The following is a 17,458-nucleotide window of genomic DNA, read 5'->3' on the forward strand; positions in this document are numbered from 1 at the left end:
CCCGGGAAATGACATGATTTATCGAATTACATTGGATATTACTCTTTTATAAGAGTAATTAAAGTAAACCTTCATTAATGGGAACTTTTCTTTCTCTTCTCATATAATTTGCCTTATGTATTTTTCAAAAAAATACATTCTCCTTCTCTTCTATCATTAAATAAAAGCTAGTAATTCAGTATAGAATCAAAAGTATTTGACATTGTATGCTAGACAATTAAAAAGACACCCTGAAATGGATGCCTTAATTTGTTGTTGAGTCTTATTTTAATTATTCTATCTCGTAATCTGCTCTACCTATTTCATCACCAATCAAATCTTTGATAGCTACCAAGGTAACTGGTGTTTCTGTATCAGTCAATTCATAGGAGATAGAGTTCTCTACTGTTCCATCTTTTTTTATATTCGCCATCTGAGTGTCCAAATGTGCATCATCAGGAAGCATTCCTACTGAGAGCTCATTTTCTATGTTAGGATCATTATCTTGTATTGCAGTAAACGTAAACATCCAAGCTGTTGAAGGGTCTAAATCTTCATCAGATAAATTAGTTGTATTATACCAAATAGCGAACACAGGATTTTCTCCATATTCATTACCTTTTTCACCTGCTGGAATTACTTTAGTTTCAGTAATTTCAATCTTAAATTTATCGGTTTGGAGCACATTGTCTTCAAAGAATTCGTCATTCTCTTCTTCATTTGATTCTTCGTTTTCTACTTCTTCACTTTCTGCCTCTTCACCATCAGTTTCTTCTGATTCTGTGCTTTCATTATCATTATTATTTGTTTCCTCTGCAGATGCAGTTTCATTATCCGTTTCTGAACCTTCTTCATTCTCACCGCATCCTGCTAATACTAACACGCTTGCAAATAACAAAAATAATAATTTCTTCACCCTAATCTCCCCAATCTATGTATATTTATATGAATATTTTACCATATCTAAAGTTAAAATGGTAGTAGCCCTCTTTAATATAAACAATACAAAACAATTCCAAGGCTTTGTACTTACAACACATCACACATTTTAAAATAAATAATAGATTAATACATATATAATATATAGGTTACATTTCATTTTCTACCTTATTAACACATAAATAGTAATAACTCCGTGATTTTTATTACATTCCCTTCGGTCAGGAGATACATCTACTCTTCTCGCAAAATAAAACAAATTTTTACCTTTTTATTAGAACTCCTAAAGCCATTCAATACTGAAAAACAACTTCTCACTCGTTACTATATTACTATTAATATCACTTCCCCAAGGGACTATTCAACCTATCTAAATCTTTATATCTTGTAATCCTACAAAAAAGTAGTTCCATAGAACTCCCCCTGATAACATTACAAACATATTACAAATTCATATATCATCTACCATAATTATCTATAAAACGATATACTTTTATAAAGATGTATTTATTGGAATTATTTTTTATAGACAGATGCATAAATTTCTATTTGTATTATGTTTGTAATTAAATAAACTAGTAATACCTCATTATAAAACTATTAAACCACACTCTAAAATTACAATTAATATACATCTGTGGGTAAAATACATCTTGTTGTCCTATGTCGAATATGCAATTTGTTCCTGTACCAAGATTGTTACGTATGTATTTAAAGATATTCTTCTTCATTTAATCGTACGGACAAAGCTTCGAGAGAATAGTAATCTAACTATTATTATTTTCTTTAAAGCACTCCTCTTTGGTCTCCATACAAATAATCATATTCAGCACACATCTAACAACACCCCGAACACTAAAATCTAAGGAGGCAATACACAAATGACAAACAAGAAAATACTCTTATCTGTTACTGCTTCAGCAGCAATTGCATCTGCTTTTGTTGCTACAGACAGTGCTGACGCAGCGTCTTACAAAGTAAAAAGCGGCGATAATCTTTGGAAGATTGCACAAAATCAAGGAACAACTGTTTCTAAACTAAAATCTCTTAACAACCTTTCTTCGGATCTTATTTTTCCGAATCAGGTATTAAAAACAACCGGGTCTTCGAGTTCAAGTTCTAACTCAAGTTCCAGCTCTAATTCCGGGTCAAGCAGTTCTGGCGGAAGTACATACACAGTAAAATCTGGTGATACATTAAGCGGTATTGCACATAAACATGGTATTTCTTTAAACAATTTAATGAAGTGGAATAATTTATCTACTACATTAATTTACCCAGGAAATAAATTAAGTGTCAGCAGTGGCGGTTCCAGCAGCTCTAGTTCAAGCTCTGGATCTAATTCTTCCAGCTCTAGTTCTTCTAGCACCTATACTGTAAAATCTGGTGATAGCCTTTCTAAAATTGCGAGTCAACAGGGTACTACAGTATCTAACTTAAAATCTATCAACAATTTATCATCTGATTTAATTATTGTTGGTCAGAAGTTAAAAGTAAGTGGCTCAAGCAGTTCCAATTCTAATAAAAGCTCTGGCAGTAGTTCCAGCAGCAACAGCAATAGTTCTTCAAGCAATTCATCTTCCAGTGCTGGTTACGATGTAAATAAACTCATTTCAACTGCACAAGCTCAGACTGGAAAGCCTTATGTTTGGGGAGGACAATCTCCAAGCAGTGGTTTTGACTGCAGTGGATTTATTCATTACGTAATTAATCAGGCTGGTAAAAGTATGGGGCGGACAAATGTTGAAGGATACTATAACAAATCTTATACAGTCAGCAGCCCTCAAGTAGGAGATTTAGTATTCTTCTCTGGAACATATAAATCTGGTCCTTCTCATATGGGTTTTTACATTGGAAATAATCAGTTCATTCATGCAGGAACTTCTACTGGTGTTACAGTAACATCTCTAAGTAACTCTTACTGGAGTTCACATTTCGACAGCTATAAACGCTTTTATTAATTTCATATATTAATAGGATTAAAAATCTGTATCTGCTGTTGTTTTAAACAGTAGATACAGATTTTTTTATATACAAAATAACATGTGAGTTTCATCAATGAAGATTTTTAGGTATCACAACCAATTCCGTTCTCTATACAAAAAGGATTACTGTTCGAATTAACCCTCTTTCACACTTTTTTATCAAGAGAAAGATATTTCGAATATATATGCTATATAAAATTGTAATACAAGACTGAATTTTTATATTGGTTAAAAAAAAGCATATTTTTTGTCGCTCTCATTTATTCATTTAACCTTCCTTATGTTACTATTATTTTAATAAGCTTTTAGGAGGTAGAAATGATACGTACTTTTATCACTTATGGAACCTCTGATTTATTGTATATAGGTCATGTGGATTTAATAAAATTCCCCGAAAAAACGAATGATTATTTTATTGTAGAATTATCCACCGATTATTCTAATACACTTAATATTAGCTAGTCTTTTCATTCCTATGACATTCTAAACATCATTCTTTAATCGATATGTTTGTTATGAGAGTTGTTGAAAAGGATAATTTGATAAACTGCGTTCTTTCTGTAAAGTCATCTACTTCCCCAGACAGACGCCAGCAGACGGTATTTCTTCTACAATTATCAAAAAGAATTTAAAGGATGACAACTAAGTATTTGGACATATCGACAAAAAAGGACATGTAATGTAATTGTAAATTTACTAATCAATTATTTCATAGTAGAATTAAGAGTGGTTTATCAAGAAATGAGTCCATATTTCTTGTAAAAAAGGAGATTTGTAATGTCAAAACATAAAAAGGTGCAGAGTCGCAGAGTTACGCGAAAAAAGCGCAAACTTAGAAAAGGGATTTTAATACCTTTAGTTGTGGTCGCCTTAGCTTTGCTTGCAGTTATTGGATATGGAAGTTATTTATATGTTAAAGCAAATAATGCTGTCACTGGTTCTTTTGAAGATGACGGACGCGAGAAATCTGATTTAAGGGATTTCGAGGTTGACCCAAATATCGATAATGTTTCTGTTCTAATTATTGGCGTTGACGAAAATGAAAAACGTAATAATGCAGAAACCTCCCGTTCGGATACCCTTATGTTAGCAACCTTTAACAAGGATGAAAAGAGCGTTAAATTAATTAGTATCCCTCGTGATACGTATGTATATGTACCAGAAGTAGGGCGTGAGGATAAAATCACACATGCCCATGCCTATGGCGGACCAAAAGCAACGATTGAAACTGTTGAAAATTTAATGAATATTCCAGTTGATTACTATGTACGTGTTAATTTCCACGCTTTTGTTGATGTCGTGGATGCGATTGGCGGCATAAATGTCGATGTACCATTTGAGTTTACGGAGCAGGATTCTTCGGATAAAGCAGGAGCTATTCATCTTTATCCTGGAGAGCAAGAGCTTGATGGTGAAGAAGCATTAGCATTCGCACGTACCCGTAAATTGGATAACGATATTGAACGAGGTAAACGGCAAATGGAAGTTGTTAATGCTGTAGCGGATAAAGCAACATCTATCGGATCTGTTTTAAATTTTGATGATCTTATTGCGGCAGTTGGCAGCAATATGAATACAAATATGTCATTCAAAGAGCTGATGACCTTTATTACTTTCGGAACTGGCGGGCTGGACATTGAAAGCTTTACCTTAGAAGGCAGCGATTATCAGCCGGGTTCTACTTACTATTGGCTGCTTGACGAAGTGGCATTAGAACAGACAAGAGCTATGCTTCAAGAGCACTTGGAGATTTCTAGTTCTCTTGCTGAAGATGAAGGACAAACAACAAACGAGGCTGAAGGTCAACAGAATGACCCTTATCAAGGAGAAGGCGAAACAAACCAGGATCCTTATGGAGAATCAAATACGGAAGAAGGAACCTATCAAGAAGATGGTTCTTATCAGGAAGAAGGTTCTGACCAAGAACAGGGTGAGAGCTACTATCAAGAAGAAGAATCGTATGAGGAAACAGACGAATATAATTCAGATGGAAGTCCTTATTAATAAAAAATTCCTTTCCAGAGATAGCTGGAAAGGAATTTTTTATGTTATATTGGCACTTGTCATTTCATAATTCAATTTTTAAAATAGCTCAGAATTGAATCTGCTATTCTTCTTGATGCTTCACCATCTCCATAAGGATTCGAAGCTTTTGCCATTTGATCATGCTTTTGTTGATTACTTAATAATTGATTCGCCATATCAAAAATAGTATCTTCATCTGTACCAGCTAATTTTAATGTCCCTGCATCAATCCCCTCTGGTCGTTCTGTCGTATCTCTCAATACTAGTACAGGAACACCTAATGACGGAGCTTCTTCCTGAACGCCTCCAGAATCGGTCAGTATTAGATGTGCATGTGCTGCAAAGTTATGAAAATCAACCACATCCAGTGGAGAAATCAATTTAATACGTTTATTATTTCCCAGGATTTCATTTGCTGTTTCTTGAACAGCTGGATTTAAATGTACAGGGTAGATAACTTGAATATCTTTATGCTCCTCTACTAATCGGCTAATCGCTCTGAACATCTGCTTCATATTATTGCCCAGATTTTCTCTGCGATGCGCAGTCATTAACACAAGACGCTTATCACCCAGTTCATCAAGAATCTTACTGGAATAGGCTTTATTAACTGTCGTTTTTAATGCGTCAATTGCCGTATTTCCTGTTACAAATATTTGTTCAGCAGGTTTATTCTCATCAATCAAATTTTGTTTAGCTTTTTCAGTAGGAGCAAAGTGTAAATCGGCTATGATACCAGTTAGCTGACGGTTCATCTCTTCAGGAAATGGAGAATATTTATTCCATGTTCGCAGTCCTGCCTCTACATGCCCTACTGCAATTTGATTATAGTAAGCTGCAACAGAAGCTGCAAAGGTAGTGCTGGTATCACCATGAACTAACACAACGTCCGGTTTTACCTTCTTCATTACTTCATCCAAGCCTTCTAAAGCACGGGTTGTAATTTGTGCAAGAGACTGCTGCTTCTTCATAATATTTAAATCAAAGTCTGGAGTTATTCCAAATATCTTCATCACCTGGTCTAACATCTCTCTATGTTGAGCAGTCACTGTTACAATGGACTCGAATTCTTCCGTACGTTTGTTTAATTCAAGCACAAGCGGTGCCATTTTAATTGCTTCAGGTCTTGTCCCAAAGATAGTCATTACTTTAATACGCTTTGTCAAAACTATCACTCCAAGTACATACATTATAATATTAAAAAAATTATCCTTCTCATTTAATATTTCTAAAATCATTATAGCAATCTTTTATGGATTATAAAAATGCCAGCTTTACAACGCATCTATAATCCATTTATCTTACTGTTTTTCCCAGTCCAGATTACGAAGTTTGCGCTTTGCACTTTTCGCCCAGCTTTTCACTGCTTCTAAGCTTATCTGCTCCTTCTCAGCAATTTCCTGATTAGATAGTCCTTCTACAATAGCATAGTCGAACCAAACCTTTTGTTTATCAGTCAGTACAGCTGTTAAATCACTGAAATCGCTTTCAATTGTTTTATTAATAATCCCCTGTGGATTAGCTTCTCCCTCACTTTCAGAAGGTATTTTGTTTCCATCCATATAGTTTCCGGACTGTGTCTCACCTTTAAATTGAATACCCAGCTGCTCAATATATTTTCTTTCCACAATGGATTGACGGAGCACATCAACTAAGCGATTACGAATCTGAAAATTCATGTATGTAGTTAGCGGCCCTTTATCGGGATTATAATTTTCATAAGCTTTCCACATTGCTACAAGCCCTTCTTGAAAGTAATCTCCTTCCCTTTCATCAATTTGCAGTCTTGACATCTGATAGTATACTCTACGCTGATTTTGTTCAATAAAATCTTCCAGCTCCCATTTTTTCTTTGTCATTATTCATCCTCCTTTCTCTCAAGATATTTTTAATCTAGCAGGATCTACATATTATGTCATATTACCCTTTTAGCCTGTTCCCCCGTACAAAATGGCGTTTTACACGGGGGAAAATGACGTTTTGCTCTTAAAAACCTCCTTTTTTATCCTATTTTCGGCTTAAAACGCCATTTTGACTATTTTACAATCTTTTTATCGACAATTTTTGACTTTTATATTTGTTTCGTATTCTGAACCCTTTGATATCAGTGTTTTGCAGGCATTTCTCCTTATTTTTTCGAATGGTCTTTTAGAAAAAAATAAAATTCTTTTTACAAACGTGCCCCCTTTTTTGAATGGGAAACGACTATAGGGGTGAGAGGAGGTGATAAACATGGCAGTTGCTCAACTGACTGAATCTGTTTTGCAGCTTACACTGAATGAGGGTTTCGATCCAATTTCCGGTGAGTTTATCCTGAAGCAAAAACGATTCAACAATGTAAAACCAGAGGCCACTCCTGAACAGCTTTATGAAACAGCAAATGCTTTCGCATCTGTTCAGCAGCATGAGCTTTATGGCGTAAGTCGTCGTGATGTTTCTGAAATTCACGAAGATGAAGCCTAAGCTCTAAAATTTCCAGAGAGGAGGTGAAAACACATGAGAAAACTCGAATTGAAGTTTTTAAATGCAGAGGGAAAGGTTGTAACCTATTCGGTAGATCATCCTACAGAACCGGTTAATTCGGAATCCATTCAAGAAGCAATGGATACTATTCTTCGTGAAAATGCTCTTTATTCCACAGGCGGAGATTTGACTGAAATACACAGTGCCCGCATTGTTGAACGTATTGTAGAAGAGATTGAATTATAATTCTTCTAGTGTTACAGACTTTGTCCCGTGAGGAGGCTCTCCTCACGGCATTGTCTTTTATTAGGTAATACAGATAACCATCATCGTCTATCTGTCCTGTCTGTTCTTGAAAATCATTTAAATAAAAGGTGGTGAATTGTATGGAAGCATGGATTTCTCTATTAACCGATATTGGATTTCCTGCAGCGGTGACCTTTTACTTGCTCCACCGGGTTGAGGGAAAGCTTAATCAGTTAATTGAGTCCATCTATTCGATCTCAATTCCTAAGAAAGTAAATTAAGAAGAGGATTTTCCCATATGAAATAAAATGGGAAAATCCTCTTCTCTGTTATTTATGGAAATACAAGCATGCTAATGTCCGAACTTTACTCGTGTTGTAAAAATAATAATCGCTGCTAAAGCATGCTTCGGTCACTTTTTTCTATTCTTTAAAATAATCCACATAAATTCAAAAAGCTTCAGTGTACGCTTGATTCTCACTCTTGGTTGCTGCAGCAGACGATAAAACCATTCCAGGTTTAATTTAACCCATATTTCTGGAGCCCGCTTAACTTCCCCTGCCAGTACATCAAATGTTCCTCCAACACCCATAAACAATCCATGATTAAACAAGTCTTTATATGCAGCAATCCATTTTTCCTGCTTTGGAAATCCGGCAGCTACCAAGACAATATCAGGAGCTATCGCTGCAATTTCTTCCGCAAGCTTACAATCATCAATATCAAAATAGCCATTATGCCTTCCTGCAATATGAATATTGGGATAGTCTGACTGTACATTTTTCACGACTTTTTGGTTTACTTCTTCTTTTGCGCCTAAAAAATAACAGCTTAATCCATGTTCATCGGCATAATTTAATAAATCCAATGTCAAATCAAATCCGGCAATTCTCTCCTGTAATGGCGTTTCAAGAAGTTTAGCAGCCAGGATAATACCAATACCATCCGGCACCGTATAATCTGCTTCTTGAATCAGTTTTTTAAAGGTGTCATCTTCCTGCGCTTTCATCACTATCTCTGGATTAGCCGTCACGATAAACTTTTTTTCTTTATGCTGTAAGGCAGGGAAAATATCCTCTACTAAAAATTGATATTGTGTTTTGTTAACAAAATCAATATCCATTACTTTTATACTTTGGCGGTCTTTCTGCATGTTCTCTATGTCCTTTCCCCACGATTCATTTCTTGTTTATAAATTTTTTCTTTAACACGCTCTTGTCATTTTTTCCAATATCTATAATGTGAAGACCGTTTAAAAAAAGTACTTAACGGCTTAAATTTGCTATTAATCATTTCTAATGTATCAATCAATATCAACAGAACGAACAGAATAACAGCTAAAATTAGTATGGAGCCCCATAAAGTCGTCATTGTAAACAGTATAGCTGAAACACTGAATAATGCACTCAACAAGTAAATAAAAAGCACCGTCTGCTTATGTGAGAAACCGAACTGCATCAATCGATGATGGAGATGGGAACTATCCGGACTGGACATCGGGCGATTATTTAATTTTCTCCGTATCATCGCAATTAACGTATCTGATATAGGAACACCCAAGATAAAGATTGGAATAATAAAAGATACAACGGTGACATTCTTAAAACCAAGCAAGGATAAGACAGAAATCATAAAACCAAGAAATAACGCTCCTGTATCTCCCATAAAAATCTTCGCCGGGTAAAAGTTATATTTTAAAAATCCTAGTACACTAAATAACAATATTAAAGCCATCGTAGTAACATACGTGTCTCCCATCATCATAGCCATCCCAGTAATAGGAATCAACGCAATACTAGAGACGCCTGCTGCAAGACCATCCAATCCATCAATCAGGTTAATTGCGTTTGTAATTCCAACAATCCAAAGAATTGTAAACAGTTCACTAAATAAACCAAACTCTAATTCGCCGCCAAACGGCAGGTTAATAAATTCTACTTCAAGTCCTCCCCAAAAGACTACTATGCAGGCAACCAATACTTGAATCACAAATTTAAATTTTGCCGACAAATCATATATATCATCAAAAATTCCGAGGAGCAATATGACTGCTGCCCCGCAAAGTATGGACAAATGAAAATCACTTGCTGGCTGAAGGATAACCAATCCTACAATAAAACTGATTGCAATCGCTATCCCGCCAAGGGTTGGGATAGGCTCCTGGTGAATTTTTCGTGCATTCGGTTTGTCAGTAATATGCAGTTTTTTGGAATACTTGATGACAATCGGTGTCACAATCAATCCAGCAACTAAACTGACCATTGACAACAGAACAATTTGCACCATTTGCTACACCCCTATCTCCCCTTATTATGTATTTATATTATACAACTATACTATCCCCATGTCGATTCATGTTAAGTAAATGTAAATTTTAATAATACAATGTTAACAAAATTAATTGGTTTGTTATGTCTCCTCATTTCATTATGATATGATAAACACGAAGAAGAAAACATAAAGATAAGATATATGATTTCACTCAAGACGGAGGAGGTATTCTTTTTGGTATTAAATTTTGCGCATAGGGGTTCCTTAACAGAAGCGCCTGAAAATACATTGCTTGCTTTTGAAAAAGCATTATCTCATCGACCAAAAGGAATGGAATTAGATGTACAATTAACCAAGGATGATGTATTAGTTGTTTGTCATGATGCAAAATTAACTCGATTTAATAAAAAGAGCACTACTCTTATCAAAGATCTTACCTGGGAAGAAATTCAACAGATTGATGTTGGTTCAGGTTTTAGCGAGGAATATAAGGGTGTACACCTGACATGTCTTGAAGATGTTCTTTCCATCACACCTGCCGAGGTTCTTTTGAATGTAGAAATAAAAAATATTCCTGTTATTTATCCGGGAATCGAGAAAAAGCTGTTAGATTGTCTGGAAACATATAATCGACTGGATAATGTAATCATTTCTTCATTCGATCATGTTGCTCTGCAAAATATTTTTCACCTTCACCCAACATTACGTTTAGGAATGCTTTTTCAATATCGTCTTTTAGATACTTGGAAATATGTTAAGAATAGTGGCCTACCTATTTATAGTGTTCATCCAAACCATGTTTATGTTGATCAAACGTTTGTCCAAGCATGCAAAAATGCTGGATATAGTGTTTTTCCTTATACGGTGAATGATTGGAAGTGTTATGAAGAGCTTGTTTCTTATGGGGTTGATGGGGTGTTTAGTAATCGGCCAGAGATCTTTCAAACTAAGTAAAAGCTTTCAGTTAGGAAAGAATTTGTAATGCTATTTAGCACTTTTATAGTTTTTAGGGGTCTATACTGAATGTGGTGGTGTCCTCCGTTCCATCGTCAGATGGAATGGAGACAAAAAAATACACTCAGTTTCCTCTCTCTGTTAACCTTGAGTTGTCGAGACAAAAGGAACGGGAGAGGAAAAGAGTGCACCATCATTTTATCACAGAGTTGTTAGGAATTAAAGATACGCATGTGGATGTGTGGGATATCAGAGAAGAAGAAAATTATTTTATTGCGGAATTGTTCACGAAACAGCGCAAGCAGAAGTGTCCTTTTTGCGGAGAGAGGACCAAGCGGATGCATGGCTATCGCTGGCAAAGCGTTCAAGGACTAGCGTTTACGACCAAAGAAATTCATATTTCCCTGCGGAAGAGACGTTATATTTGTACGTCGTGCCATCACACATTTTATGAACGTTTACAAATGATTCAACGGTATCAACGGTGTATGGCGAGCGTTCAGACGACAGCGATGATGCATGCAGCGGTAAGTTCCTTTCGAACGGCAGCGCTCGTAACTGGAATGACGGAAAGTCGCGTTTTACGATGGTTTGACCAGAAGGAGCTAACATCTAGGAAGGTATTGCCGCGTGTTATTGCGATTGATGAGTTTAAAGGAGATGCGGATGGCAAAAGGTTTCAATTGAATGTAGTAGATGTGGAGAATCGAAGAATTATCGATATCTTGCCGGATCGAAAAGTAGAAACAATGGAGGAGTACCTGAAGTCTTGTGATACAGGAAAGGTAGAGATTGTCGTGATGGATTTATCCCGAAGTTTTAAACAAGCTATTCGAAAAGCGTTGGGAAATCCTCTTATTATCGCAGATCGTTTTCACTTTATGCGACAGGTCTATTGGGCTTTTGATGAAGTACGTCGTGAAGTTCAAAAAGGACTGCCCAAGAAAGATCGGATTCGAATGAAACGCTCCAAGAAGCTTCTTTGGAAATCATGGATAGCGTGCTCTGATAACCAGAAGAAGAAAATCCAACAATTATTAGAAATAGATACGCGCTTAAAGGAAGCCTATGATTTAAAGCATGCATTGGATATGTGGTTTAAGGAAAGTGACGAATATAGCGTAGCTGCAGGATTAGAAGCATGCTTAAAAAAGTTGAAAGCATCCACATTAGATGGATTTCATCGTGTCACGGCTACATTTAAAAGATGGCGTCAAGAGATCCTTCAATCTTTTATGTACCCTTATAATAATGGCTACATAGAAGGAGTAAATAACACCATTAAAGTATTAAAGAGACTATCTTATGGAATTAAAAATTTTGAGCGAATGAGAAAGAAAATTCTATGGCAACAAGAGGTAAAGCTTGTATTAAAATAAGCTCATTAAAAAGAGGTGGGGATTGATTATTCCACCACCACATTTGCCATAGAACGGTTTTTAGTAAAAACAAAAAAGAAAGACATAGTCGGATAAGCAGGTTTAGATAATTTCATTTTAAGATATTTGTAGCTTTTCTTTGCTCTTTGGAATCCGATCAATATATTGAGTAAGAATAAATAACCTTCCCTGCTCAAATTAATTCAATAGACGCTTTAATCCGTGATTTCTTATTTAGTTCACAATAAATACTATCTGTATCAACAGCTAAAATCATGTCTTCATATTTTTATGTAGACTCCATATCATAAGTTCTTGAATTCCAAAGATTATTTGTTATAGTATAACTTCTTAAAAGAAGTGCCTCCAAGTCTTTTCGGGATGTTTCAGCCAACTGCCATTATATAAGATTTGAGAGGCACTTTTCTACTTCAAAATTCTGATACACAAGGGGCAAAGTCTGAACTACTTGAATACAACATTACTCATTCAAGTATTATTTTTGGGAAGTTAATGTTTTATATACATCTACAACTTCTAAAAAAATTTATAAACCTTAGGATATTATTTATTTCGTGTCTGACCATAAATAAAAGCTCTACTTTGTAAAGACTTACTATTCTCAGCAATTTTTTCACTGCGGTATTGCTTACGTTGTTTATTATTCATTTTTTTCCATTTTTTCAAGAATTGTTCATATTTCGGTATGACTTCTTCTGTCTTACCGTAGTCTTTAACTACTCCATATTCTAACCAAAGAATTTTTTCACAGAATTCTTTCATCTGACCTAGCGAATGACTGACAAAAATCATTGTCTTTCCCCGCTTTTTAAACTCCCTCATTTTTTCTAAGCTTTTTTCTGCAAATGCTTTATCTCCAACTGATAAAGCTTCATCAATAATTAATATGTCAGGATCAACATTTACTGAAATAGCAAATCCTAAGCGAGATTTCATTCCACTAGAATAAGACTTAACCGGTTGATTGATAAAATTCTCTAATTCCGCAAATTCAATTATTTCCGGCTCAAGCTTTTTTATCTCCTTTTTATTAAAACCGAGCATTAATAATTTCATTTCAATATTATCTCTACCTGATAAATCTCCTTTTAATCCAGAAGAAACAGCAATAATAGATGCCTCACCATTCAAAGTTACAGAACCGCTTGTTTCAGGTAAAATTCCTGCAATAATATTGGACAATGTCGATTTACCAGATCCATTAATGCCAATAAAGCCTACAATATCTCCCTTTTCTGCTTCAAAATTTACATTTGTAAGTGCATAGAAGTCTTTACCGTAGCTTTTAGGTGTAATTAAATCGAGTAACCTTTCTTTATTTCCATTATATAATTTATATTTTTTTGTTACGTTTTTAACTATTATTGCTTTTTCCATTTTCAACACATACCTTTTTATAAAAAGTCGATAAAATGCTTTCTAAATCGCATATGCAAACCAGCCCCAATAATTAACAGTAAGAAGACTACAAGCCAAAAATAAAGTGTTAACAATCCATTTGTCATAAAGTACCATTCTGTTCCAAAAAATGCAGCTCGATAACCTTCTATTAAATAATATAATGGGTTTAATTGCATAATATTCATGAGCCAAGGAAAATCTTCAAGCTTACTTAACGGCCATAATACTCCAGATAAGTAGAGAAACATCCGTAAAGTTGAATTTAATAACATATGAAAATCTCTAACAATTGTTGAAATAGTTGATGTAATTAAGGAAATTGCAAATAAAAAAATCAATGTTGCAATCATAAAATAGATTAACTGTAAATAATAAATATTAATGTAAAAACCCATAAACTGATAAATTAGAATTGAAATACCTACCATTACTATATGTGCGTAAAACTGTGAAAAGATAGTATAGCTTGGTATGATACTCATAGGAAAATTCATCTTTGAAAGCATTCTTAAACGTGAATAGATGGATTTCGATCCTTGTATCGTTGCTTGAAAAAAGAATGTCCACACAAAAAAGCCGCCAATTAACCAAGAAATAAAAGGAACCGCTTCTCCTCCCATTGTAATATCGTCACGAGACAACAGTAGTCCAAAGACAAACCAATAAATCAAAATTTGAATAGCTGGGTTTAATATTTCCCAAGCCATTCCAAGATAATTATTTTTATTTTTATTTTTTATTTCATATAACGATAATCTTCTAATAAGATAAAAATGGTCAATTTGTTCTTTAATAACAGTCCATAAAAAATTCATTATTTTTTCCTTTCACTAAAAGAATAACCTATATTCACGTTATTAAATTATACAAGTTCTCTATCTAAAACACAATCATAAGAGAAGTGAAATATTATTTACAAAGAATACCTTCATATTCTCAAGATAAATTTGATCTTATAGGACTTTTATGATTTGCTTTTCTTCTACAACAATAAATTACTATCACTATTTTCTAACGGACAATCTTTCTTTTTGTTTATTTTCTTCCTAATTTTAATAAAGTAGATTATTTATATACGTTTCTAAATGCCCCTCTGTAGCATTAGTATTTAAAATCTGTTGCTCTATTGCTTTATATCAGCATTCCTATAAAACGTATATTTACCTGGATAAATATCACTGTTTTTAAAATATAATTTTTATTTTAAATCTTGGTAAAGAGAATTTCATGTTATTTAGTATTATATTTACAAGGCAGAGGATCATTCAAACAATTTTTGAGAAAGACCAAATTAGTTAAAATAGAATCCAATGAAATATATTAGTAAATGACAACTGTTTACTACTTCACCTCTATAATAATATTAGGCAAAAGGGGATATGTAATAAGTATTATATTTACTTATTTTCACACAGAAAAGTGATCATCATAGAATTTCAAACCGGGTAAAGTTCTGCTTACTTCATTACTAATAGAGGCTCTTTGTGAAGACACATTCGTATAAAGCTAACTATAGGTGTTCTTATTCCCAAATTGTTGTTTACTTTACCAAATAAGTAATCTTATGTTCTTTTTCATATAATTGGTAATCACGTTGGCGATCGGCGATAAATTATTTGAGTTCAGCAATAAATAAGCCATTCTTTCACGAATGGCTATTTCTACAAAAAGATATTTATTGTTATATTGTAATAAATTAGCTATCAGTTCAGGCTTTAAATTTTCTCTTTACAATGGTAAAAATACTCTCAGATTTCAACGTATTATTCTCATCTAATAAGTTATTTACTCTTTCTTTCAAAGGAGCAATTTCCTCCTTTTGTTTTTCCTGATCTTTTATTTTATCAGATAAAACCTCTATTTCAGTGTTTTGCTTTTTAACAGTATTATTTAAATCATCAATTTCCTGCAGCTTATCAGAAAATATAATTTCCTGAAACTTGTTTAAAAAATCATTATAAAAATTCATGTGGAAGTGCAGATAGTTCATCCCCCATGGATGTTTAGGATTTAAATAGTATGTTTTCTCTGTCATATCAATCATATATACATGATAGTGATCAACAACATAATTATCTAATTTATCCCACAGCGCATTCATTTGATCAATATTCATTATTGGTATATTACGTTTTTTTCTCCATTCGCTATAACTATCCCCGTTATCAAAATAATCACAAAACCTAGCTTTTACAATAATTATTTTACAATCTGGAACATATTCATTCATGAAAATAAAAAAATCATCAATATTTGATTTCCACAATGCAAAAAATTCATCGGTATTGAACTCTATTTTAATTTTCTTTTTATAATCTTTTAGAAACTCTATTCTCTTAAACCGGGGGTTGTTTGTAACATATCTATTATCAGAAACTTCAATTACACCCCAATGAACATCAGCATCAAAGTCCATTATTAAGTATTCGGGTTGTTTTTGCTTTATATCTTCTAAAAAACTTTTATCGCACTCCGACCGAATATGTTGCTGATGAAAAGGTGAAAAATCCTTTATGTATTCATCTTCAATATATTGCAGAGGCTGTGACATTACACTTACCAAACTGCTCTGATGCTGATGCGCAACTAAATCAAAAAATAAATTATAATTTGGATTAAACTTTCTGTTAAAATTATCTCTCGTTATACAAGAACCAATTGTTGATATTCTAATTTTCTTCATTTCTATTCCCCTTCATACTTAAGTGATTAGAGTAATAGTTTTTTAATTAGAATGTTATACGGTATAACATTCTAAAGAAGAGATTTTATTACTATGTAAATCACACTAGATTGATAGTTTATAATTGTATACCTCCCAACAGATGATTTAGTATCATTAGCTGTTCTGGAACAGTATTTCTTGATACATCAGGGTGCTCTTTTATGTGATTATCTTTTTTATTTATAATGACTGTATTAGATCCTGTTATTTTTACTATCTTACTATAATTAAATTCAACATTTTGCGAACCTATTATATACTTTTTTCTATTAGATTGTCTTGCTAAACTTGAATTTATATCTTCAGTCACATCAATCTTTCTAAGATCTTTTAAAAAGTGCTCATCTTTTTGATTATATTCTTCAAGATTAAGAATTGGATCTACTGACAAACTTTTTAAATCTAACATTGAACCATAGTGTAAGGCTCCTGTTCCACCTTTTGAAACACCATATAAAACAGTTTTTTCATCAGTTATATCAAGTTCGTTTTGAACGTTTTTAATCGAGTCAATAATATCTCTTTCCATCGTGGGATAATTATCTGTATTCTGGTAATGTGAACCATGTGACAGATTTAAATCTGTAATTCTCATAATATAAACATTTTTCACTAAATTTCTTTCTATTCCATCAAAAAATTTAGGAAAGATTCTTTCAGACAATGAGTGATTATCATAATTATCATTAGCTGGCATACACGTGAAAATGACTAATAATCTTTTATCGTCAGATAATTCATTATTTTTACGTCCCTCTGGCTTATCTATGGTGTAAAATATCTCACCCTGTTGATACAAATCTTTCCTCTTCCATATTTCAGAGATGTACTTCCTATTATATAGATGTGACTTTCCGTCCTTATGAAAATAAAGCATATAGTTGTTTTCCAACAATTTTTTATAAAGTTTATATGCATCTTTATTTCTTCTAGCTAATTTGATAAGATTTTTATCCGAATAAGTATTCACAATAATTTTCTTTGAGGTAATCGTATCAAACGTTTGGTAGAAATTCAAATTTGTTATTTTATCCACGAATCATTCTCCCTTCATCTATTATAAACAATAT

Annotated in this window: 17 protein-coding genes; 8 read left to right on the top strand and 9 right to left on the bottom strand. The window is 33.5% G+C overall.

Annotated features, from left to right (window positions below; translation table 11 throughout):
* Nucleotides 1-271: 271 nt before the first annotated feature.
* Nucleotides 272-895, bottom strand: coding sequence for a DUF5067 domain-containing protein (locus tag MKY30_RS02420; protein ID WP_147209966.1), 624 nt, complete (start codon nt 893-895; stop codon nt 272-274).
* A gap of 904 nt (nt 896-1,799) precedes the next feature.
* Here MKY30_RS02420 and MKY30_RS02425 point away from each other — a divergent pair.
* The 3 genes from MKY30_RS02425 (at nt 1,800) to MKY30_RS02435 (ending at nt 4,907) form a co-directional block, all read left to right on the top strand.
* Entirely contained in the window at nt 1,800-2,879 is a 1,080-nt protein-coding gene (locus tag MKY30_RS02425) for a C40 family peptidase (protein WP_341082705.1), read from the top strand.
* 342 nt (nt 2,880-3,221) lie between these two features.
* Nucleotides 3,222-3,365: a hypothetical protein gene (locus tag MKY30_RS02430; RefSeq protein WP_186813591.1), complete on the top strand. Its 144-nt coding sequence runs from the start codon at nt 3,222-3,224 to the stop codon at nt 3,363-3,365.
* Between the two features lie 315 nt (nt 3,366-3,680).
* Entirely contained in the window at nt 3,681-4,907 is a 1,227-nt protein-coding gene (locus MKY30_RS02435) for an LCP family protein (protein ID WP_147209964.1), read from the top strand.
* 71 nt (nt 4,908-4,978) lie between these two features.
* Here MKY30_RS02435 and wecB read toward each other — a convergent pair whose 3' ends face one another.
* Together wecB and MKY30_RS02445 are read right to left on the bottom strand one after the other, a co-directional pair.
* The gene (gene wecB / locus MKY30_RS02440; RefSeq protein WP_147209963.1) at nt 4,979-6,094 is read right to left on the bottom strand and encodes a non-hydrolyzing UDP-N-acetylglucosamine 2-epimerase; all 1,116 of its coding nucleotides are present in this window, start codon (nt 6,092-6,094) and stop codon (nt 4,979-4,981) included.
* A gap of 135 nt (nt 6,095-6,229) precedes the next feature.
* Nucleotides 6,230-6,787 carry an RNA polymerase sigma factor gene (locus MKY30_RS02445; protein ID WP_147209962.1) on the bottom strand — a complete coding sequence of 186 codons (558 nt, stop codon included), beginning with the start codon at nt 6,785-6,787 and terminating at the stop codon, nt 6,230-6,232.
* 373 nt (nt 6,788-7,160) lie between these two features.
* Between MKY30_RS02445 and MKY30_RS02450 the strand changes: the two genes are divergently transcribed.
* The 3 genes from MKY30_RS02450 to MKY30_RS02460 all read left to right on the top strand — a co-directional run bounded on the left by MKY30_RS02450 (nt 7,161) and on the right by MKY30_RS02460 (nt 7,918).
* Nucleotides 7,161-7,391, top strand: a complete 231-nt coding sequence (locus MKY30_RS02450) for a DUF1659 domain-containing protein (RefSeq protein ID WP_147209961.1) — start codon at nt 7,161-7,163, stop codon at nt 7,389-7,391.
* A gap of 33 nt (nt 7,392-7,424) precedes the next feature.
* Complete coding sequence (locus tag MKY30_RS02455) at nt 7,425-7,637, top strand: DUF2922 domain-containing protein (RefSeq protein WP_147209960.1); 213 nt, start codon at nt 7,425-7,427, stop codon at nt 7,635-7,637.
* Nucleotides 7,638-7,777: 140 nt separating this feature from the next.
* The gene (locus MKY30_RS02460) at nt 7,778-7,918 is read left to right on the top strand and encodes a YvrJ family protein (RefSeq protein WP_147209959.1); all 141 of its coding nucleotides are present in this window, start codon (nt 7,778-7,780) and stop codon (nt 7,916-7,918) included.
* A gap of 131 nt (nt 7,919-8,049) precedes the next feature.
* Here the strand turns inward: MKY30_RS02460 and MKY30_RS02465 are convergent, their stop codons facing one another.
* Nucleotides 8,050-8,790: a WecB/TagA/CpsF family glycosyltransferase gene (locus MKY30_RS02465; RefSeq protein WP_341082706.1), complete on the bottom strand. Its 741-nt coding sequence runs from the start codon at nt 8,788-8,790 to the stop codon at nt 8,050-8,052.
* A gap of 65 nt (nt 8,791-8,855) precedes the next feature.
* On the bottom strand, nt 8,856-9,923 hold the full coding sequence (locus MKY30_RS02470) for an MraY family glycosyltransferase (RefSeq protein ID WP_341082707.1): 1,068 nt from the start codon (nt 9,921-9,923) through the stop codon (nt 8,856-8,858).
* A gap of 219 nt (nt 9,924-10,142) precedes the next feature.
* Between MKY30_RS02470 and MKY30_RS02475 the strand changes: the two genes are divergently transcribed.
* Nucleotides 10,143-10,862: a glycerophosphodiester phosphodiesterase gene (locus MKY30_RS02475; RefSeq protein WP_341082708.1), complete on the top strand. Its 720-nt coding sequence runs from the start codon at nt 10,143-10,145 to the stop codon at nt 10,860-10,862.
* 185 nt (nt 10,863-11,047) lie between these two features.
* Nucleotides 11,048-12,241 (top strand): ISL3 family transposase, encoded by a 1,194-nt coding sequence (locus MKY30_RS02480; RefSeq protein ID WP_341082709.1) that lies wholly within the window; start codon nt 11,048-11,050, stop codon nt 12,239-12,241.
* Between the two features lie 564 nt (nt 12,242-12,805).
* Here MKY30_RS02480 and tagH read toward each other — a convergent pair.
* The 4 genes from tagH to MKY30_RS02500 form a co-directional block, all read right to left on the bottom strand.
* Nucleotides 12,806-13,639, bottom strand: coding sequence for a teichoic acids export ABC transporter ATP-binding subunit TagH (gene tagH / locus MKY30_RS02485; RefSeq protein WP_341082710.1), 834 nt, complete (start codon nt 13,637-13,639; stop codon nt 12,806-12,808).
* A gap of 17 nt (nt 13,640-13,656) precedes the next feature.
* Nucleotides 13,657-14,478: an ABC transporter permease gene (locus MKY30_RS02490; protein WP_341082713.1), complete on the bottom strand. Its 822-nt coding sequence runs from the start codon at nt 14,476-14,478 to the stop codon at nt 13,657-13,659.
* Between the two features lie 893 nt (nt 14,479-15,371).
* The gene (locus MKY30_RS02495; RefSeq protein WP_341082715.1) at nt 15,372-16,346 is read right to left on the bottom strand and encodes a DUF6270 domain-containing protein; all 975 of its coding nucleotides are present in this window, start codon (nt 16,344-16,346) and stop codon (nt 15,372-15,374) included.
* A 118-nt stretch (nt 16,347-16,464) separates the two neighbouring features.
* On the bottom strand, nt 16,465-17,424 hold the full coding sequence (locus tag MKY30_RS02500; RefSeq protein WP_341082716.1) for an accessory Sec system protein Asp2: 960 nt from the start codon (nt 17,422-17,424) through the stop codon (nt 16,465-16,467).
* Nucleotides 17,425-17,458: the final 34 nt, after the last annotated feature.

The sequence above is a fragment of the Oceanobacillus sp. FSL W8-0428 genome, from assembly GCF_038004405.1.
GTDB lineage: Bacteria > Bacillota > Bacilli > Bacillales > Amphibacillaceae > Oceanobacillus > Oceanobacillus sojae.

Excerpts from the sequence above, each read along its gene's own strand:
- tagH (WP_341082710.1), bottom strand. The coding sequence starts at position 13,639 with ATGGAAAAAGCAATAATAGTTAAAAACGTAACAAAAAAATATAAATTA.
- MKY30_RS02455 (WP_147209960.1), top strand. The coding sequence starts at position 7,425 with ATGAGAAAACTCGAATTGAAGTTTTTAAATGCAGAGGGAAAGGTTGTA.
- MKY30_RS02495 (WP_341082715.1), bottom strand. The coding sequence starts at position 16,346 with ATGAAGAAAATTAGAATATCAACAATTGGTTCTTGTATAACGAGAGAT.
- MKY30_RS02445 (WP_147209962.1), bottom strand. The coding sequence starts at position 6,787 with ATGACAAAGAAAAAATGGGAGCTGGAAGATTTTATTGAACAAAATCAG.
- MKY30_RS02430 (WP_186813591.1), top strand. The coding sequence starts at position 3,222 with ATGATACGTACTTTTATCACTTATGGAACCTCTGATTTATTGTATATA.
- MKY30_RS02465 (WP_341082706.1), bottom strand. The coding sequence starts at position 8,790 with ATGCAGAAAGACCGCCAAAGTATAAAAGTAATGGATATTGATTTTGTT.
- MKY30_RS02470 (WP_341082707.1), bottom strand. The coding sequence starts at position 9,923 with ATGGTGCAAATTGTTCTGTTGTCAATGGTCAGTTTAGTTGCTGGATTG.
- MKY30_RS02435 (WP_147209964.1), top strand. The coding sequence starts at position 3,681 with ATGTCAAAACATAAAAAGGTGCAGAGTCGCAGAGTTACGCGAAAAAAG.
- MKY30_RS02425 (WP_341082705.1), top strand. The coding sequence starts at position 1,800 with ATGACAAACAAGAAAATACTCTTATCTGTTACTGCTTCAGCAGCAATT.
- MKY30_RS02460 (WP_147209959.1), top strand. The coding sequence starts at position 7,778 with ATGGAAGCATGGATTTCTCTATTAACCGATATTGGATTTCCTGCAGCG.
- MKY30_RS02450 (WP_147209961.1), top strand. The coding sequence starts at position 7,161 with ATGGCAGTTGCTCAACTGACTGAATCTGTTTTGCAGCTTACACTGAAT.
- MKY30_RS02490 (WP_341082713.1), bottom strand. The coding sequence starts at position 14,478 with ATGAATTTTTTATGGACTGTTATTAAAGAACAAATTGACCATTTTTAT.